This window comes from Methylobacterium sp. (assembly GCF_019745455.1).
Taxonomy (GTDB): Bacteria; Pseudomonadota; Alphaproteobacteria; order Rhizobiales; family Beijerinckiaceae; genus Methylobacterium.
This window is the reverse complement of record NZ_JAIETD010000079.1, coordinates 1-18,501: the sequence shown is the minus strand read 5'-3', so window position 1 is coordinate 18,501 and position 18,501 is coordinate 1. Positions and strand designations below refer to the sequence as shown.

Annotated in this window: 14 protein-coding genes; 7 read left to right on the top strand and 7 right to left on the bottom strand. The window is 64.5% G+C overall.

Features of this window, described 5'->3' with window-relative positions:
* Positions 1 to 2: 2 nt before the first annotated feature.
* The gene (gene tyrS, locus K2Y56_RS16710) at positions 3 to 1,256 is read right to left on the bottom strand and encodes a tyrosine--tRNA ligase (protein ID WP_292509886.1); all 1,254 of its coding nucleotides are present in this window, start codon (positions 1,254 to 1,256) and stop codon (positions 3 to 5) included.
* A 138-nt stretch (positions 1,257 to 1,394) separates the two neighbouring features.
* Here tyrS and K2Y56_RS16705 point away from each other — a divergent pair, with 138 nt between their 5' ends.
* The 3 genes from K2Y56_RS16705 to ribB all read left to right on the top strand — a co-directional run bounded on the left by K2Y56_RS16705 (position 1,395) and on the right by ribB (position 4,955).
* Positions 1,395 to 2,528 carry an anhydro-N-acetylmuramic acid kinase gene (locus tag K2Y56_RS16705; protein ID WP_292509883.1) on the top strand — a complete coding sequence of 378 codons (1,134 nt, stop codon included), beginning with the start codon at positions 1,395 to 1,397 and terminating at the stop codon, positions 2,526 to 2,528.
* Positions 2,529 to 2,709: 181 nt separating this feature from the next.
* Positions 2,710 to 3,804, top strand: a complete 1,095-nt coding sequence (gene aroC, locus K2Y56_RS16700; protein WP_292509881.1) for a chorismate synthase — start codon at positions 2,710 to 2,712, stop codon at positions 3,802 to 3,804.
* A gap of 74 nt (positions 3,805 to 3,878) precedes the next feature.
* Positions 3,879 to 4,955 (top strand): 3,4-dihydroxy-2-butanone-4-phosphate synthase, encoded by a 1,077-nt coding sequence (gene ribB, locus K2Y56_RS16695; RefSeq protein WP_292509878.1) that lies wholly within the window; start codon positions 3,879 to 3,881, stop codon positions 4,953 to 4,955.
* Between the two features lie 3 nt (positions 4,956 to 4,958).
* Here the strand turns inward: ribB and K2Y56_RS16690 are convergent, their stop codons facing one another.
* Positions 4,959 to 8,396 (bottom strand): DUF3971 domain-containing protein, encoded by a 3,438-nt coding sequence (locus tag K2Y56_RS16690; RefSeq protein ID WP_292509875.1) that lies wholly within the window; start codon positions 8,394 to 8,396, stop codon positions 4,959 to 4,961.
* A gap of 151 nt (positions 8,397 to 8,547) precedes the next feature.
* On the opposite strand from K2Y56_RS16690, the gene K2Y56_RS16685 reads away from it, so the two are divergent.
* Entirely contained in the window at positions 8,548 to 9,015 is a 468-nt protein-coding gene (locus K2Y56_RS16685; RefSeq protein WP_292510010.1) for a peroxiredoxin, read from the top strand.
* A gap of 153 nt (positions 9,016 to 9,168) precedes the next feature.
* Complete coding sequence (locus K2Y56_RS16680; protein WP_366848988.1) at positions 9,169 to 10,308, top strand: M23 family metallopeptidase; 1,140 nt, start codon at positions 9,169 to 9,171, stop codon at positions 10,306 to 10,308.
* A 93-nt stretch (positions 10,309 to 10,401) separates the two neighbouring features.
* On the opposite strand, the gene prfB is transcribed toward K2Y56_RS16680, so the two are convergent.
* A protein-coding gene (gene prfB, locus K2Y56_RS16675) for a peptide chain release factor 2 (RefSeq protein WP_292509869.1) occupies positions 10,402 to 11,530 on the bottom strand; the annotation gives its coding sequence in 2 pieces (ribosomal slippage) (positions 10,402 to 11,460 and positions 11,462 to 11,530; 1,128 coding nt in all).
* A gap of 684 nt (positions 11,531 to 12,214) precedes the next feature.
* On the opposite strand from prfB, the gene K2Y56_RS16670 reads away from it, so the two are divergent.
* Positions 12,215 to 12,505 carry a hypothetical protein gene (locus K2Y56_RS16670; RefSeq protein WP_292509866.1) on the top strand — a complete coding sequence of 97 codons (291 nt, stop codon included), beginning with the start codon at positions 12,215 to 12,217 and terminating at the stop codon, positions 12,503 to 12,505.
* A 78-nt stretch (positions 12,506 to 12,583) separates the two neighbouring features.
* Here the strand turns inward: K2Y56_RS16670 and K2Y56_RS26515 are convergent, their stop codons facing one another.
* From K2Y56_RS26515 to K2Y56_RS16660, 3 genes are all read right to left on the bottom strand, one after another.
* Positions 12,584 to 12,796, bottom strand: coding sequence for a hypothetical protein (locus tag K2Y56_RS26515; RefSeq protein WP_366848985.1), 213 nt, complete (start codon positions 12,794 to 12,796; stop codon positions 12,584 to 12,586).
* 174 nt (positions 12,797 to 12,970) lie between these two features.
* The gene (locus K2Y56_RS16665; protein ID WP_292510008.1) at positions 12,971 to 14,188 is read right to left on the bottom strand and encodes an LL-diaminopimelate aminotransferase; all 1,218 of its coding nucleotides are present in this window, start codon (positions 14,186 to 14,188) and stop codon (positions 12,971 to 12,973) included.
* Positions 14,189 to 14,300: 112 nt separating this feature from the next.
* Positions 14,301 to 14,642, bottom strand: a complete 342-nt coding sequence (locus tag K2Y56_RS16660; protein ID WP_292509863.1) for a hypothetical protein — start codon at positions 14,640 to 14,642, stop codon at positions 14,301 to 14,303.
* Positions 14,643 to 14,931: 289 nt separating this feature from the next.
* Here K2Y56_RS16660 and phaC point away from each other — a divergent pair, with 289 nt between their 5' ends.
* Positions 14,932 to 16,674, top strand: coding sequence for a class I poly(R)-hydroxyalkanoic acid synthase (phaC, locus tag K2Y56_RS16655; RefSeq protein ID WP_292510005.1), 1,743 nt, complete (start codon positions 14,932 to 14,934; stop codon positions 16,672 to 16,674).
* Between the two features lie 168 nt (positions 16,675 to 16,842).
* Here the strand turns inward: phaC and K2Y56_RS16650 are convergent, their stop codons facing one another.
* Positions 16,843 to 18,201, bottom strand: coding sequence for an OmpP1/FadL family transporter (locus K2Y56_RS16650; protein ID WP_292509860.1), 1,359 nt, complete (start codon positions 18,199 to 18,201; stop codon positions 16,843 to 16,845).
* Between the last annotated feature and the right edge of the window lie 300 nt (positions 18,202 to 18,501).

The window sequence follows — 18,501 nt, the reverse complement described above, 5'->3', positions numbered from 1 at the left end:
GATCACTCGGCGCGAAGCAGCACGTGTTTCTTGCGTCCAAAGGAGAGCTTGATCACACCATCGGAGGTCAGGTCGCCGAGTCCGAGCATCGCCTTCTCGTCGGTCACCTGGACATCGTTGACGCGCAGGCCACCGCCCTTGATCTGGCGCCGTGCCTCGCTGGTGGACGGAACCAGTTTGGTGATGTCCGGTCCGAACGCGGTGAGCACGCCAAGGCCGCTTTCCAGGGTGCCGCGCGCAACTCCGACGCTCGGCAGGTCCTGGGCGACGCTTCCCTCGACGAACGTCTTGCGCGCGGTCTCGGTGGCAGCCTCGGCCGCCTCGCGGCCATGCATGAGAGCGGTCGCTTCCGTGGCCAGCACCTTCTTGGCCTCGTTGATCTCGGCGCCCGGCAGAGATTCTAGGCGGGCGATCTCGTCCATCGGCAGAAGCGTGAAGAGGCGCAGGAACTTGCCGACATCGGCATCCTCGGTATTGCGCCAGAACTGCCAGTAATCGTAAGGGCTCAAGGCCTCGGCGTTGAGCCAGACGGCGCCGGCCGCGGTCTTGCCCATCTTGGCGCCCGACGCCGTGGTGAGGAGCGGCGTCGTCAGCGCGAAGAGCTGCTTCGTGCCCATGCGCCGGCCGAGGTCGAGCCCGTTGACGATGTTGCCCCACTGATCCGATCCGCCCATCTGCAGTGTCACGTCATAGCGGCGGTTGAGCTCGACGTAGTCGTAGGCCTGCAGCAGCATGTAGTTGAATTCGAGGAACGACAGTTCCTGCTCGCGCTCGAGCCGCAGGCGAACGCTGTCGAAGGACATCATCCGATTGATCGAGAAGTGCCGGCCGACATCGCGCAGGAAGTCGAGGTAGTTGATATCCGACAGCCACTCGGCATTGTCGACCATGATGGCCGCTTCGTCTCCGAAGCTGAGGAACTTCGAGAAGACCTGGGCGATGCCGGCCTTGTTCGCCTCGATGTCGGCGGCCGAGAGCACCTTGCGGCCCTCGTCACGCCCGGTCGGGTCGCCGATGCGGGTGGTGCCGCCGCCCATGAGCACGATCGGCCGGTGGCCGGTCTTCTGCAGCCAATGCAGCATCATGATCTGGACGAGCGACCCGACATGAAGGGACGGCGCCGTGCAGTCGAACCCGATATAGGCGGTTATACGGTCCGACTTCATCACCGCGTCGAGCCCGTCGAGGTCCGAGCATTGATGGATGAAGCCGCGCTCCTGGAGGATGCGCAGGAAGTCGGATTTCAGGGCGGACATCGCAAAAGGCCGTCTTGTCTGGCGCGAGGCGCGCTCGCGCGGGGACAAGGCCCGGTTCGCGTGCTAGCTCGCTGTTCTGTCGCAAGTGGAGCGGGCTCGTAGCATCCCGCGCCCGGAAAGGCACGGGGGCGGTTAGCAATGACCATGATGCGGGCGATCGGCCTGATGAGCGGCACCTCCCTGGACGGCGTCGACGTGGCGCTGATCGAGACCGACGGCGAGGATGTCCGCGTCGTCAGGAGCCATAACGGGTATCTCGAACCTCTCGGCCCCACCGGCTACCGCGGCTACACCGACGAGGACCGCGAGCTGTTGCGCCGGGCACTCGTGGATTCCGAAGGCGTCACCGACCGCGACGAGCGTCCAGGCTGTCTGCCCGAAGCCGAGGCTTTCGTCACCGCCGCCCATGCGGAGGCCGTGGAGGCGTTTCTCTCCGACAATGGCCTGAAGCCATCCGACATCGACGTGGTCGGCTTCCACGGCCAGACGGTGGTCCATAGGCCCGACCAGCGCATGAGCGTGCAGATCGGCGACGGCGCGGCCCTCAGCCGGCGCCTCGGCATCCCGGTCGTGTCGGACATGCGCCACGCCGACATCGCAGCCGGCGGCCAGGGGGCACCGCTGGTGCCCGTCTTCCACAAGGCCCTCGCCAAGGCCTCGGGCTTCGAAGGCGCCCTCGGCATCCTCAATATCGGCGGCGTCGCCAACGCAACGCTGATCGCCTCCAATGGCAACGTCATCGCCTTCGACACCGGCCCCGGCAACGCCCTGATCGACGATTGGATGCGCGAGCGGACCGGCCGGCCTCTCGACGATGGCGGCCGCACGGCCGCTCGCGGGCGCCCCGACGAGCCGTTGCTCGCTTGGCTTTTGATCCATCCCTTCTTCGCGCGCCGGCCGCCGAAATCGCTCGACCGCAACTGGTTCTCTCACAAGCTCGCCGGCCAGCTGACCACCGAGGACGGCGCGGCGACGCTCACGGCATTCACCGCTCGAGCCGTTGCCCGATCCCTCGACCATGCGCCCGAGATCCCGGTTCGCTGGATCGTGTCCGGCGGCGGTGCCCGCAATGGCGAGCTGGTGCGGCTCCTCAACTACCATTTGCGGGCCGATATCGCGACTGCCGACGCCATCGGCTGGTCCTCGGCCTATCTGGAGGCTCAGGCTTTCGCGCACCTCGCCGTGCGCTCGCTGAAGGGCCTGCCGATCACCTTCCCTAGCACGACCGGTGTGCGCGAGCCGATGACGGGCGGAGTGCTGGCGCGGCCTTGAGGCCGTATCCCCCTCGACTGCAGTGCAGATCCAAGCGGACTCCCGGCGACACCCGTGCCGAAAGCCGACTTCGGACGTTCATCGCTCAGCTCATCTGACCGCCGGTGTTCTCCGCCAGGACGGACCGCAATGCCGGAGGGCGCTAGCCCTCTCGCGCAACCCGCGCTAGAGCGAACAGGCCATGTCTCACAATACCTTCGGCCACCTTTTCCGTGTCACCACCTTCGGCGAAAGCCACGGGGTCGCCCTCGGCTGCGTGGTCGATGGCTGCCCGCCTGGCATTCCGATTGAGGCCGCCGACATCCAGGCGGAGCTCGACCGCAGGAAGCCGGGACAATCGCGCTTCACCACCCAGCGCCGGGAAGCGGACGAGGTCCGCATCCTGTCCGGCGTCTTCGCCGACGACCGTAGCGGGGGCATCCAGCTCAGCACCGGCACGCCGATAGCTCTCGAGATCGCCAATACCGACCAGCGTTCGAAAGACTATTCCGAGATCCGCGACAGCTACCGGCCCGGCCATGCCGATTACACCTACGACGTGAAATACGGCATCCGCGATTACCGTGGCGGCGGACGATCCTCCGCCCGCGAGACCGCGGCCCGCGTGGCGGCCGGCGCCATTGCGCGCAGGATCCTGCCGCCGCAGGTCATTATCCAGGCTGCCCTCGTCCAGATGGGGCCGCATGCCATCGACCGGGCCAATTGGGATTGGGACGAGGTCGAAAAGAATTCGTTCTTCTGTCCCGATGCGAAGGCTGCCGCTTTCTACGAGGGCTATCTCGATGGAATCCGCAAGGACGGCTCGTCGGTGGGCGCCGTTATCGAGGTCTTGGCCGAAGGGGTTCCGCCCGGGCTCGGCGCACCGATCTACGGCAAGCTCGATGCGGATCTCGCTGCGGCGATGATGTCGATCAATGCGGTGAAGGGCGTGGAGATCGGCGACGGCTTCGCCTCCGCGGCACTGCGCGGCGAGGAGAACGCCGACGAGATGCGCTCGGGCAATGCCGGCGGGCCGACCTTCCTCGCAAACCATGCCGGCGGCATCCTGGGCGGCATTTCCACAGGGCAGCCGATCATCTGCCGCTTTGCGGTCAAGCCGACCTCCTCGATCCTGACCCCGCGCCAATCGGTGACCCGCGACAACCGTGACGTAGACCTCGTCACCAAGGGCCGCCATGACCCTTGCGTCGGAATCAGAGCCGTTCCCGTCGCAGAGGCCATGATGGCGTGCGTGCTCGCGGATCACTATCTGCGGCACCGGGGGCAGATGGGCTGAACCTGCACAGGGTTCCCTACTCCCCGCAAAGGGCGGAAAGCCGCCAAACGAACAGCGACCAAGAGACGAGTCCAGTGCCCCATACCCATGTCACCGCGGCCATCGAGGCCTATGCGCGCGGCGAGATCGTGATTGTCACCGATGATGACGATCGCGAGAACGAAGGCGATCTCGTCGTCGCAGCCTCGCTCTGCACGCCGGAGAAGATGGCGTTCATCGTCCGCAACACATGCGGCATCGTCTGTGCGCCGCTGACGCAAGCCGAGGCCCGGCGCCTGCGCCTCGACCCGATGGTCGCATCGAACGATGCGCCCCTTGGCACCGCCTTCACGGTGACCGTCGACGTCAAGCATGGGCTCACAACAGGCATTTCGGCCGAACAGCGCTGCAACACGGTGCGGGCGCTGGCCAACGGCAACATGGGCGCCGAGGATTTCGTCCGCCCCGGCCACGTTTTCCCGCTCATCGCCAAGGAGGGCGGCGTGCTGATGCGATCCGGCCATACCGAGGCAGCGGTGGATCTCTGCAAGCTCGCGGGTCTTCCGCCGGTAGGCGTGATCTGCGAACTCGCCAACGATGACGGCACCGTGATGAAGGGTCCTCAGATCGAGGCGTTCTCGGAGACGCACGGTCTCAAGCGCGTCTCCGTCGCCGACCTGATCGCTTACCGCCAGGCGCGGGAGAAGCTGGTCGAGCGCGTCGGCACATTTCCGGTCAAAACCGAGTTCGGCGAGATGACCGGATACGCCTACACCACCCCCTTCGAGACCGTGCAGCAATTCGCCTTCGTCCATGGCCGGATCGGCGACGGCAAGAACGTGCTCGTTCGTCTTCACCGATCGAATGTGGTCGCTGACGTCATCGAGGGTGGCAAGCAGATCGAATGCGTCATGCGCCGTTTCGCCAAGGAAGGTCGCGGCATCCTCGTCTACCTTCGTGATGGAACGGCAGGAGTTCCGCTCTCCCGGGTCGTGGAAGAGGGCGTCGAGGCTCAGCGGGTCCGGCAATGGCGCGAGGTCGGCCTCGGTGCTCAGATCCTTCGCGACCTCGGGGTCGTCTCGATCCGCAACCTGGCGACTTCCTCGCGCTCCTATGTCGGCCTGTCCGGCTTCGGCATCGAGTTTCTCGGCGACGAGCGGCTGGAGGGGTGAACCCTACCGCTCGCTGTCGACGTCGGATCGGCTGCCGGTAATGTCAGGCCCCTTGCCGCCGGCGCTGAACAGCTTGCGCAGGATGCCCGGTGCCAGGACCGAGAGCGGGTTGACGCTGACGTCGGGAGCGCCGAGCCTGCCGGAGACACGGAAGTTGAGGGCGAACAGGCCCTCGTTGTTGCCGCCGCCCAGGAGCTGACCGAACAGCGGCAGTTGCGATACGACATTATTCAAGCCGTAGAGCGGCACGAAGGTGCCTCTCACATCCGTGCGCTCGCGGCTTGTGTCGAGGAAGCCGCTGAGCGTGAAACCCATCGCCGCGTTCGAAATGGCGGCATCGGTGAAATCCACCCGGCTTCCATTGCGGGTGAAATTCGCTCGGAGCCGATCGAAACTCACTTCGCCTCCCTGGCCCTGGACCACTTGCTTGCGGCCGCGACTGTCGACGATCTCGCTCGATGGGGGGCTCTGGGCGATGATGCTCGACAAAGCGGGCTCGTTGCGCAGCGTGAAGTTGGTGATGCGCACGACGCCGGATTGCGGCCCGTCATTGAGGGCGCTGCTCATGGCGAGACTGCCGCCATACATCCGTCGATAGATGTCGGCAAAACGCAGCGTGGCGCCGGCATCGGCGGCCTCGACGGCCAACGTCGACACGCCTCGCTCGGTCCGCGAGATCTGAGCGAGGAACGGCGTGCCGCGGAACTTGCCGACGAACTGGCCGCTGCGGACATCCTTGCCCCGCGTCATCAGCTTGATGTTCGCGCCGGTGAGGGCTTCGCCGTTGAAGCCGGTGACGATCGCGAGGCTCAAGTCGGCCTCGATATCCTTGGGCGCCGCCTCCTTCGACGATTTGCCGTCGGGTCCGCCGAGGCTTTTGAGGAACGGCCTCGCATCCGCGACCTGACCCTTCACGGACAGCTTGTAGCCGCTGCCGGACCGTTCCGCCTGCAGCCTCATGTCATCGCCAGGCGACAGCTTGAGCGAGGTGAAGTCGGCGCGCTCGATGCCCCCTTCGCCGGACAGAACAATGGTGCCACGCGCCGAGGCCGGAGCCGCGTCGAACGCGATGTCTCGCAACTCGACGTTGCCGTTCTGGGTCTGGTCGCCCAGCGTGAAGGTCAAGCGGCCGGGCTTGCCCGCGAGCTTCGCGAAACCGGGTCCGTCGATCGCCGACCGAGACAGGTCGGCCTCGACGCGCGTATGGGATTTCATTGAACTGGTTCGGCCGATGGGTATGGTGATCCGGGTCGGGATCACTCCGGTGAGCTGGGGGGCGGCCGGCATGCCCTTGCGCGCTCTCAGCGCCTCGTCGAGGCTCAGGTTGACGACGATCTCGCCTGCGCCGCCGGCTTTGGGCTGACGCAGGTCGATCCCGATCGGAGAGCCGACGATCCTGCCGTCGCCCTTGAGGGCGAAGCCGCTACGGTCATAGGACATCGCAAACTTGCCAGCGTCGAGTCGCTCCTTGCCGAAAGCCTTCTCGTAAGTGAGGTCGGTGAGGCTGCCGGTCATGATCGCGGGCAGGTCGGCGAGCTCCGGCATGTTCTTGAGATCGAGCGGGAAATCGATCCTGAGGTCGGCGCGGCCCTTGATGCTGGCCGGGTCGATGTCCGCGCCCGTCAGGCTCTTGAACATCTTGGTCTGCAATAGCGCCGCAAGCCCGTCAGCGCCTCCCCCCAGACGCAGACCGATCTGCGCCACGACCCGCTCGGGTGTGATGCCGGAAATCGCGAAAGACCCGTCGGCAATGGCGAGGCTGCGTTCCGCCATCCTCACCTCCGCGGTCACCCCGCGGATGGTCGTGCTCTGACCGGTGATGGTGCCCGCGACCCGGCCACGGCTCAGTGGAGGAGCGTCCGGCGAGATGGCCAGGGTCGCATCCGAGACTGCGAAATCGATATGCACGGCATTGTCGGGCATCGGCTCGCCGCGCGTGGCGGAGGCGAGCTCGACAGCGCTCATGTCGACGACGATATCGACGGAATCGACGCGGCCACCGCGCAAGTTGTCGACGAGATAGTTGCGGGCTGGAGGGGCGACATGCTCGGGCCAAAGGCGCAGGGCAGTGCGGCCATCGGTGTCGCTCGCGGTAATGTGCAGGGTGAGCCCATCGTCGTCAGCAGCCGTGCCGATGCTGCCCGTGATGCGCCCGCGACCGCCTCCCGCCTCCATCGTGAAATCGTCGATCGCGATGCCGCCGGCTCGTCCGATCAGCCGCGCGTCGAGCTTCTCGACATTGACGGGTTTGTCCCCCGTAGCGGCGCCGCGGAGGACGGCATCCCGACCCGACAGGGCGAGCGACCAATCGCTCTCGGCGCCGGCCGCACCGGCCGTCCAGGTGCCGGAGAGGCGGACCGCATTGCCCGCGCCGCGATAATCGATCTCCGCGATCTGCATCGAACGGGTGGTCTCGTCCCAATTCGCCGCGGCGACGAGGCTCTCGATCGTGACGGGGTTGAAGTCCTTCTCCTCGATCAGGAGGTTGCCTCCTCCAGTCCGAAATTCGGTTCGCATCTGTTCGATCCGGCCGTTATCGAGACTGACATCGGCCTTTGCCGACAGCTTGAGGTCCGTCGCGATAGGAAGTTTCGATTGCCCCGACAGGAGCAGCATGTCGGTGAGCGGCATGTCGTCGAGGGTAATGACGCCGCGGCGCTTGAGGCCGCCGGCTTCGTGGAGATTGCCGCCGAGGCGCCATTCTCCGTGCGGTCCGTCGATCCGCAGCTCGAACAGGCGCGCGTCGCGGTCTGCGTCACGATGGAACAGGGCGTTGACGCGCTCGAACACGGCCCGCTCGCGGGCATCGTCGTCGATGAGGGTCAGCCGGCCATTAGTGATCCGCGCCCGGTCGATGGCGCCGACTACGCCGGCTGAATCCAGAACGATTCCGAAGATCGAAGCCACGGAGGCCGAAACAGGCGAGACATTGCCGCGCGCCGCGTCGACGCTCGGCAGGGTGTGCGGCTGGGCCTCGCCAGGATGACCAGGTGAAGCCGCCGCGAAGGCAATCGACCCGTCCTTGTGGACGAGAGCCGTCATCTGGAGATCGCGGAACTCGATCGAGCGCGGCTGAACCGACAGCCGTAGCAGGCTCCATGTGTCGATGCTCACGACCGCGACCGGCGCGCGCATGACCAGGGCGCCTTCTGGGTTTCTGACGTCGAGCCCCGTCACCCGCAGGGCTAGGGATCGCTCTGAGTCGAGCTCGAGGGCGCTGTCGCGGAGGTCGATCCTCCAGCCCGAACCGATCCGCGCGGCGATGGCCGAAGCGACACTGGCCGAGAGCCCGTCGATCCGCAAAGGGCCGGAGGCCAGGCGTGCGATGCCGACGCCGGAAGCGAGCACCACCACCACGATGGCAAGGGCGCACCAGCGCAGGGATCTCAGACGGAGGGGGCGACGCTTTGCGCGTGGACCCTTGGCGGTTTCCTGAACCATCGATCCTTAAGCCGCTGGATCGGCGAACCGACCCGAGATATCGAACGGTAAGCCGTTCTGCGGTCGTTTTTTCTTAATGCCGTTCCCGTTTTCGGGCGCGGTTCTGTCACCTCTCTCTGCCACACCATCAATCGGCCGAAAGGAAGGCATGATGTCCGTTGCCCTTGGAGAAGAGGCTCCCGATTTCACGCTCCCGGGTGCCGGAGGCGAGACTCTGACCCTGTCGGCGATGAAAGGTCGCAAGGTCGTCCTCTACTTCTATCCGAAAGACGATACCAGCGGTTGCACCCTGGAGGCACAAGGCTTCAACGGCCTTGCGGATGCCTTCGCGGCAGCAGACACCGCCATCGTGGGCGTGTCTCCCGACTCGGTAAAGAGCCACGACAAGTTCCGGGCGAAGTACGGCCTCACCTTCCCCCTTGCCTCGGACGAGAACAAGGCGATGCTCGAAGCTTATGGCGTCTGGGTCCAGAAGAGCATGTACGGCAAGACGTATATGGGCGTTGAGCGCACCACCCTCCTCATTGATCGCGAGGGCAGGGTCGCGGAGGTCTGGCCGAAGGTAAAGGTTCCGGGTCACGCCGAGGCGGTTCTGGAAGCGGCGCGCGCGCTGCCCTGAAGCGTCGGCGTTCCGTTCTTTTCCCGTTCCTTAACCCTAATGCTTTCTGATGGTCTCACATGGATGAGGTCCATCGTAATGCGTCTCCCAGATCGTTCAATCGTCCGTATTTTCCCTTCGCTCGCCGGCCGGAACCGTGTCGTTGCCGGGCTATTGGCCGCGACGACCCTCTGGGGCGGGGCGACGACGTGGTACCTCGTCTTCCACGATGAGGTCCTGGCCCGTTTCGTGTCGCAGCAAAGCGCGATGCAATACGCTTACGAGGAGCGGATCGGCGCACTCCGCCTCCAGCTCGAGCGGGCTGCAGTCGAACGCATCGCCGCTCGCGAGGCCACGGACACCAGGCTGGCCGAGCTCGCGCAGCGCCAGGCGGCAATGGAAAAGCGTCAAGCCATGCTGGCGGCGCTCGCCGGAGAGTCTTCTCCGCACAACGCAAAGGTCGCCGACGAGGTCCCGCCTGCGGAGATCAGCGGTCGGCGCCCTCTCGTATCGGGCAAGCCCGTGCCCAGCCCCGACTCCCTCGAATTGCGCATGAATGACGAAGGAAGCCCCGAGTCGGCAGACCGGCGCTCCGACCGCGAAATTCCCCAAACTCTCTCGAACTTGGAGAATCGCCTCGCTTCCCTCGCCGAAGCGCAGGCGCGGAGCCTCGATGCGATCGCGCTCCGCGCCGGCCGCAGCGCCCGGCGCCTCCGCGGCCTCGTCGCCCGCCTGGGCCTTGATGCATCCCGCCTGGAGCGTGCCCCGGCGTCCGGCCTTGGCGGTCCACTCGTGCCAATCTCGACCGATCCGTTCGGCATCGCCTTGGCCGAAGCTCAGCGCTCGGTCGGCGAAGACGAACGCCTGCGTCGGGTCACCGCCGCACTGCCCCTGCGCCAGCCGCTCTCGGGCGCGTCGATCCAGTCCAGCAACTTCGGTCCACGCCTCGACCCCTTCACGCGCAGCCTCGCGATGCATACCGGAATCGATATGAAAGCCGAGTCCGGTGAGCCCGCTCGTGCGACGGCATCGGGGCGTGTCACTGTGGCAGAGTATTCCGGCGGCTACGGCAACATGGTCGAGATCGACCACGGCAATGGTCTGGCAACCCGCTATGCGCATCTATCGGTGCTGTCGGTGGTTGCCGGCCAATGGGTAGCGGCAGGCAACACGATCGGCCGCGTCGGATCGACCGGCCGCTCGACGGGAAGCCATCTCCATTACGAAACCCGGATCGACGGCGAACCGGTCGATCCTCAGCGGTTCCTACGGGCTGCGGCCAGCCTCGACGCGTGGCCGGAGGCCATTCGCTAACCCGGCGCAGCGGCTTTCCGTTCGATGTGGCTGATCGCTTCCGGATCGGAAGACCGGGGAGCAACTTCGCTTCCCGATTCGATAAGCCGACCCTCAGTCGATATCCTCGATCTCGTCGGTACCGCCATAGACCCGTTGGGCCAGCGATGCCTCCATGAACGGGTCGAGGGCTCCGTCAAGCACCGCGTCGGGATCAGTCGATTGCGTGCCCGTGCGCAGGTCCTTCACGAGCTGGTACGGCTGGAGCACGTAGGAGCGGATCTGATGGCCCCATCCGATGTCGGTCTTGGCGGCAGCCTCGGCGTTGGCCTTCTCCTCGCGCTTCTTCAGCTCGGCCTCGTACATGCGTGCGCGCAGCATGTTCCAGGCAGTGGCGCGGTTCTTGTGCTGGGAGCGCTCCTGCTGACAGGCCACCACGATCCCGGTGGGGATGTGCGTGATGCGCACCGCAGAATCCGTGGTGTTGACGTGCTGGCCGCCGGCACCCGATGACCGGTATGTATCGATGCGGCAGTCGGATTCCTTGATCTCGATGACGATGCGGTCGTCGATGACAGGATAGACCCAGACGCTGGCAAAGCTGGTGTGACGGCGCGCGCTCGAATCGTAGGGTGAGATCCGCACGAGGCGGTGAACGCCGGACTCGGTCTTGAGCCAACCATAGGCATTGTGGCCCTTGATCAAGAGCGTCGCGCCCTTGATTCCGGCCTCGTCGCCGTCCGACCACTCGACGATCTCGACCTTGTACTTCCGGCGCTCGGCCCAGCGGGCGTACATGCGCTGAAGCATGTTGGCCCAGTCCTGGCTCTCGGTGCCGCCGGCCCCCGAATGGACCTCGAGATAGGTATCGAAGCCGTCAGCCTCGCCCGACAGCAAGGTCTCGATTTGACGGCGCGCCGCCTCCTTCTCGACGGCGCGGATGGCGTTCTCGCCCTCCAGGATGGTGGCCTCATCGCCCTCCATCTCCCCGAGTTCGATCAGCGTCGCGGCGTCCTCAAGATCCTGCGATAGCTTCTTGATCGCTGAGACAGCGTCGTCGAGCTGCGTGCGGTCTCGCATCACGGCCTGAGCCGCCTCTGCGTCATTCCACAGATCCGGGTTTTCCGACGCGGCGTTCAGCTCAGCGAGGCGTTTTTCGACGGTATCCCAGTCAAAGATGCCTCCTCAGCAGTCCGATCGACTGCTTGGCTGCATCCGAGAGTTGTACGATCTCGGCGCGCATTGGTGTTTTCACATGTCCTGGTTCGAGGCGGGGTCATAGCGCCGCGAGAGCGGAGTGTAAACGAGGCCGTCTCCTTCAGCAGCTTGCGGCCGATGATCGGCCCACGCGGGAGGCGAGCCGCCTCTAAGCTCAAGGCAACCGGTGCGGAGGGGCTCGAAGAGCAGGGGCAAGCACGAATTCCCTGGCCCGCGTGCGCCCTCGGAGGGCGCCCTCATGCAGCCCGTCGCTGTAATAGTCGGTGCCGGTCAGCCCAAAGCCACTGCCATTCATCACACTTGGGATCGGTACAGCCCGATCGACACTGAGATCGCCGCGGTTTTCGACCGGAACCGGCAATCCGCTATCCCTGTCGACCGGAAGGACCACGGGTCCCTGCGCACCGCCGTAATACAGAGCCTGAGCAGCGACACGCGTCGCAAGGCCCGGCGTCAGTGTGATGAGAGTCGCAACCGTAGTGAAGGCGAGATGTCGAATGAAGGCAGTCTGCATCGCCGTTCCAATCCGAGGGTTCTCCGCTCTGCGAGGGCGGGTCGAACAAAGTCTTAGCACATCCACCACATGTCCTACCGCTGCGTCCTTGCCTCATCTGCATTCCGTTGCTCTGAATTTGAGCAGCGAAGTGCGAACGATATGTGCGGGCCTGCGTTCATCCTTCAACCGCACTTAACGTGAGAGACTTGAGATATGACGCGTTTTGGAACCCTCGCCGCCACCGCAATGTTCGCCTTTGGCATCGCCGGCGTCGCCGGCGCCGCACAGGCGCAACTCAGCCCACAGACCCAGGACAATGTCGGCGCGAACGCGGCCGGTTCCAAGTCTGGCGTGGTCGGCAAGGGCGACAGCATGGAGAGCGCCCCCTCGACCACCGGAACGGCCGTTGCGCCGGGTACACGGGTGACGCCCAGCGATCGTTCGATGCCCTCGACCGATACGGCGATGCCCCCGCGCACTGGCACGACCTCGCCCTCGCGCTGAATGGGGCTGATTCGCCTTACGGAAAGGCCGGGCTCGTAACCCGACCTTTTTGTTCGACCTCTTCGCTCGGCGTTAGGCTCACCCCTTGGCGCGTACAACGACCGAAGGCTGTCGCAGAACCGGCTCGCACGCCGTGCGGAACGCGTTGAGCGGCAGAGCCCTCGAGTCGCACGCGTAACCGATGTCCGGGGTCGGCGCCGGAACCGGGTCGCGGGCAACGATCGGGTTCGGCGCGCATGCGGTAACGCCGGCGGCGGTCGCCAGCGCCACAATCATCGTCAATCGGCGCATCACATCTCGATCCCGGTACGTCGTTGCCCGCATTAGGGCTGTCGCCCGCGAACCTGCGTCCAGGGCTTTATCAAGACAAGTCGCACCCACGATTGCGCCGCTGGTTTGGTCATGCCTGTCTCCGCCGGGCCACATCGAACCATCATGCGAAGGCATCTGCGCGTTGTCGCGAGATCAGCCGGTCTTCGCCATCGGTACGACGTTGTGGAGCGTGCGATCGGCATTCTCGAAGAATCGCCGCACGTTCCGGGCTGCCTGTCGGATACGCTGCTCGTTCTCGACGAGGGCGATCCGCACGTAGCCGTCGCCATGCTCGCCGAAGCCGATGCCTGGAGCCACCGCCACGTCCGACTTTTCAAGGAGAAGTTTCGAGAATTCCAGGCTGCCGAGATCGCGGAATCGCTCGGGAATCGGCACCCAGGCGAACATCGACGCCGAGGGCGACGGGATCTTCCAGCCGGCCTTGTCGAAAGACTCGATGAGAGCATCGCGTCGCTTCCGGTAGATCGAACGCATCTCGACGATGCAGTCTTCCGGGCCGTTGAGGGCCGCTGTGGCCGCGACCTGGATCGGCGTGAAGGCGCCGTAATCGAGGTAGGACTTCACCCGCGTCAGAGCAGCCAGCAGCCGCTCGTTGCCGACGGCGAAGCCCATCCGCCAGCCCGCCATCGAAAAAGTCTTCGACAGCGAGGTGAACTCTACCGTGCAATCGATCGCACCCGGAATCTGCAGCACCGAAGGCGGCGGCTCGCCGTCGAAGAAGACCTCCGCATAGGCGAGATCGGAGAGGATGATGATCTCGTGGCGTTTCGCGAAGGCGACGAGGTCGCGATAGAAGTCGAGCGAGGCGACATAGGCCGTCGGATTCGAGGGATAGCAGACCACGATCGCGACAGGCTTCGGGATCGAATGCTGCATCGCCTTCTCGACCGCCGGAAAGAACGCGGGGGTCGGCTCCGCCGGCACGGAGCGGATCACACCGCCGGCCATCAGGAAGCCGAAGGCGTGGATTGGATAGCTGGGATTGGGAACGAGAACGACATCACCGGGCGCCGTGATGGCCTGCGCCATGTTGGCGAAGCCCTCCTTCGAACCAAGCGTCGCGACGACCTCGGTGTCAGGGTTCAGACTGACGCCGAAGCGGCGATGATAGTAGGCAGCCTGAGCACGGCGAAGGCCCGCTATCCCTTTCGACGAGGAGTAGCGATCGGTCCGCGGGCGGCCGGCCGTCTCGACGAGCTTGGCGATGACGTGGCGCGGGGCATCAAGGTCGGGATTGCCCATGCCGAGATCGATGATGTCGGCGCCATTGGCACGCGCCTGGGCCTTGATCCGGTTGACCTGCTCGAAGACGTAGGGCGGCAGGCGCTTGATACGGTGGAAATCGGTCATGGCCTTCACGGGGGCTTTCGGGATGGCAGCGATCCATCCGCGCTCGTCTGTCATCGCTTTGACATGGCCTTCATGTCTAGCACCGCGCACTGGAAACGCCGACCCCGAATCGTCATTGTGGCGCGGGGTTGGGTTTCGAGGGTGACGCTGCAGAGCGTGCGGCACTCTGAGCGGCGCGACCCTTGGCCTCGTTTGCGCCGCGAGCACCTTCGAGTTCCACCGCGAGTGCCTTGGTTCCTTCGCTTGATTTAGGCCGTACGGTCCGCATGGGCGCCGAGACGCCGACCGGCAGGAAGTCGCCCTCGGGCTTTCGCGAGTTGGCGACGAAATCCGGAGCCGTGACAGGCGTTTGCTGCGGCGAGACCTGACCATAGACAGCCCGAAGGGGACTGACGTCGCTTGCACATCCCGAGGCATGAGCAGCGAGGACGGCGAGAATGATGAGCCGGAGCATGGCGAACCTCGATCGAGGAACGGCGCAGCATCGGATGCCGCCATCGAGCACCCGCAATAGGCGCTGGCGTGTCGACAATCGGTGCTGACCGGATGTTTTGTGGCGCCCCTTAGTGGCGGTTTATCGAGCTGACGCGTTAATTTGGCAGAAACGAGGCTAGCCGCCCCGCCTCCGAGTCGGCACGGTGGGGATGGCAAAGCCAATCGAAGGGAGACACGCACGCGTGAGCATCGAGGGCACCACGCCGCGGCCAGATATCGAGGCTCTGTCGCGTAACACGACGCAGTTCATGGAGGAGTTCAGCCGCGCCGCGGCACTGTATCTCGCCCCGAAGATCGCGGTGCCTGGCGAATCGGTCGTGCCTGAGGCCGCCGAGCCTCCGGAAGAGGTCAACGATGTCGTGCGAACCCTCGGCACGGTCGCCGAACGATGGCTTTCCGATCCACAAAAGGCCGTGCAGGCGCAAGCCAAGCTGAGCGAGGCGTTCGTCGCCCTTTGGGGCGCCACCTGGTTTCGCCTTCAGGGTGAGCCCGTTCCTCCGGTCGCCGAGCCGGAGCCGAAGGACAGCCGCTTCAAGCATGAGGATTGGACGGCCAATCCGATCTTCGATTTCATCAAGCAGAGCTATCTGATCACCTCCCGCTGGGCGGAGGCGCTCGTGGAGGAGGCCGAGGGGCTTGACGAGCATACCCGCCACAAGGCGCAATTTTACCTCAAGCAGATTACCGGGGCGCTCTCGCCATCCAACTTCGTGATGACCAATCCGGAGCTGATCCGGCACACGTTGCAGGAGAACGGCGCCAACCTCGTGCGAGGCATGAAGATGCTTGCCGAGGATATCGAGGCCGGCAAGGGCGAACTGCGGGTCCGTCAGACCGATCCCTCGAATTTCGAGGTTGGCGTCAACATGGCCGTGACGCCGGGCGAGGTGGTCTTCCGCAACGAGCTGATCGAGCTGATCCAATACGCGCCGACCACGGAGACCGTGCTCAAACGGCCGTTCCTGATCGTGCCGCCTTGGATTAACAAATACTACATCCTCGATCTGAATCCCCAGAAGAGCTTCATCCGCTGGATGGTGGGCCAGGGTCTCACTGTGTTCTGCATCTCGTGGGTCAACCCGGACGAGCGGCACGCGCGCAAGGACTTCGAGAGTTACATGCGCGATGGCATCGAGGCGGCGATCGATGCCATCGGTGTCGCCACCGGGGAGACCGAGGTCGCAGCCGCAGGTTACTGCGTCGGCGGCACCCTGCTCGCCGTGACGCTGGCGATGCAGGCGGCAACAGGAAACAAACGGATCAAGAGCGCGACGCTGCTGACCACGCAGGTCGACTTCACCCATGCCGGCGACCTCAAGGTCTTCGCCGACGAGGCGCAGATCCGCGCCATCGAGACCCGCATGAAGAAGCGCGGCTATCTTGAAGGGTCGGGGATGGCGGCAGCCTTCAACATGCTACGCCCGAACGATCTGATCTGGTCCTACGTCGTCAACAATTACGTCAAGGGCAAGAAGCCGATGCCCTTCGACCTTCTCTATTGGAACGCCGATGCCACCCGGATGCCGGCGGCCAACCACTCGTTCTATCTGCGCAACTGCTATCTCGAGAACAACCTTGCCCGCGGCCGCATGACGATCGGCAACATTCGCCTCGACCTCAAGAAGGTGAAGGTGCCGATCTTCAACTTGGCTACGCGAGAGGACCACATCGCCCCTGCCCTCTCGGTCTTCGAGGGCTCTTCGAAGTTCGGCGGCAAGGTGGATCTGGTCGTTGCCGGTTCGGGCCATATCGCCGGAGTCGTGAATCCGCCGGACAAGCCGAAATACGGGTTCTGGTCGGGTCCTGCGGTGAAGGGCCATTTCGAGGACTGGCTCAGCGCTGCAACGGAGACAAAGGGCTCGTGGTGGCCCTACTGGTTCTCCTGGCTGGAGCACCAGGCGCCAGCGCGGGTTCCGGCGCGGATCCCTGGCGCCGCGGGTCTCCCCTCGCTTGGCCCGGCTCCCGGAACCTATGTCCGAATGAAAGCCTGAGGGAACCCTGACCAGGGGCGAGCGATCCGCTTCCGGCATGAGCGCATAGAATCCGCTTTTCCGCCTTACCTCGCAATAAAAAAGGCCCCATTTGCGCTTGGGCGAACGGGGCCTTTTTTGATGAGCCGACGGATGTCGAGAAGAGCGCGCTTTGGCGCGCTCACACCCTCAGTACTTGCGGATCAACGGAGCAGCGGCGATCGGCTTTGCAGGCTCGCCCATCACATAGCGGAAGCCGACGGAGACGATATCGGCGCTGCCTCTGCTGTCGCCCGCAAACGCGATGCTCTGCCCAGTGAGCAGACGCTCGTTGTAGTCGCGCCCGGCGCCCGACAGGATCTTCGAGTTACCCACGAGGAAGAGGTGGGTGTAGGCGAGCTGCAGGGTCAGCTTCTCGCTCCACTGATAGCTCGCACCGACCGACACGTTGAAGCGATCGCCATCGGGAAGGCGCACTGACCGATTCTCGAAGTCGATTGGTGAGATTTCGTAGGCCAGGCCACCGCGCACGGTCAGTCGCTCGGACCAGTCGTACTCGACACCGCCTGAGAAGGTGTAGCCATCCTTGTAGTTCAGCGGCAGCGAGGACACGACGGCGCCGGTGCTGCGCTGAACGATGCCGACATCGCCGACCCTCGACCAGTTATCCCACTCGAAGCCGAAATTGACGCGCGTCACGGGATTGACGACCTGCGTCAGGCCGACCGTCACCTTCTCAGGCGTGTTGAAGTTGGCCTGAACCTGTCCGCCACGAGCGGCGAGCGCCACCAGAGGAACACCGATTGCCCCTTCGATGTCGTGGTGGATCGACGAGCGATAACCGACGCCGAGAGTCGTTCCGGTTGGCGCGGTGATCAAGGCACCGGCCGTGAAGCCGATACCCCATGAGTCACCCTTGAGCGACGTACTGGGCAGAGCAGCGGCCGGGACGTTGAACGGGGGGCCCGACAGCACGCCCGTCGCCTGACGGAGGGTGAGCCGGAAATACTGGATGTTCGGGCCGGCGGCGATCGACAACCACTCGTTGACTTTGTAGCCAATGACGGCGTTGAAGGCGAGGGAGAAGATCCGGTTCGAGCGGCCATAGGCCTCACCGGCCCAGACCTGCCGCGGCTTCGTCACGAGACCGAACGGCGCGCCGGTCTGAAGGCCGATCCAGAGCCTGTCGTTGAGCTGATAGGAGGTTGCTCCCGCCGGCACGACGGCACCCTGACCGATGTCTCCGCTATCGCCGAGAGCGGCAAAGTTCGGGCTGGTGCCGACCTCTGGCCTGATCCGAGCGGAGAGATTGATGAAACTGATGTTCTGCTCCTTCACGAATCCCGGGGCCATCGTGACGGTAGCGGGGTTCCAGAACATCGACGAGACGCCGCCGGAGCCCGACGCCGCACCGGCGAAGGCCAGTCCCTGTGCCTGCGCACTGGCTTCGCGAAGACCGAACGCACCCGCCTGAACCTCACCCAGGCCTGCCAACACTGCCGAGGCCGACAACCCAGCTAGTGCCAAACCCCGTAGATGTCTGATCATGACCCCGTCCCCACCTTGGTTATTTGTTGTCTGTTTTGTTGCCGGTTCGGTCGAAGCGGCTCTTGATGCCGCCCCTCAGACCTCATGATTGCCGTGCAAACCCGAACTTCGCAATACCCCGGCCATTACTTAATATTAATTGGATATATTTATAATAATTATGTTATGTACTTTCTGTACTGATGTATAATTTGATAAACTGTCTATAGTTATTTGTAATTTAAAGAGGTCGTGTCCGTCAATGAGGTGGAAATTCGGGGTGGAGTTGGAGCGGCCATCGGTCAGGCGGCCTGAGGTGGA

Bases quoted from the DNA above. Each gene is read 5' to 3' on its own strand.
- tyrS (WP_292509886.1), bottom strand. From the start codon at position 1,256: ATGTCCGCCCTGAAATCCGACTTCCTGCGCATCCTCCAGGAGCGCGGC.
- K2Y56_RS16705 (WP_292509883.1), top strand. From the start codon at position 1,395: ATGACCATGATGCGGGCGATCGGCCTGATGAGCGGCACCTCCCTGGAC.
- aroC (WP_292509881.1), top strand. From the start codon at position 2,710: ATGTCTCACAATACCTTCGGCCACCTTTTCCGTGTCACCACCTTCGGC.
- K2Y56_RS16690 (WP_292509875.1), bottom strand. From the start codon at position 8,396: ATGGTTCAGGAAACCGCCAAGGGTCCACGCGCAAAGCGTCGCCCCCTC.
- K2Y56_RS16685 (WP_292510010.1), top strand. From the start codon at position 8,548: ATGTCCGTTGCCCTTGGAGAAGAGGCTCCCGATTTCACGCTCCCGGGT.
- K2Y56_RS16670 (WP_292509866.1), top strand. From the start codon at position 12,215: ATGACGCGTTTTGGAACCCTCGCCGCCACCGCAATGTTCGCCTTTGGC.
- K2Y56_RS26515 (WP_366848985.1), bottom strand. From the start codon at position 12,796: ATGCGCCGATTGACGATGATTGTGGCGCTGGCGACCGCCGCCGGCGTT.
- K2Y56_RS16665 (WP_292510008.1), bottom strand. From the start codon at position 14,188: ATGACCGATTTCCACCGTATCAAGCGCCTGCCGCCCTACGTCTTCGAG.
- K2Y56_RS16660 (WP_292509863.1), bottom strand. From the start codon at position 14,642: ATGCTCCGGCTCATCATTCTCGCCGTCCTCGCTGCTCATGCCTCGGGA.
- phaC (WP_292510005.1), top strand. From the start codon at position 14,932: ATGGAGGAGTTCAGCCGCGCCGCGGCACTGTATCTCGCCCCGAAGATC.
- K2Y56_RS16650 (WP_292509860.1), bottom strand. From the start codon at position 18,201: ATGATCAGACATCTACGGGGTTTGGCACTAGCTGGGTTGTCGGCCTCG.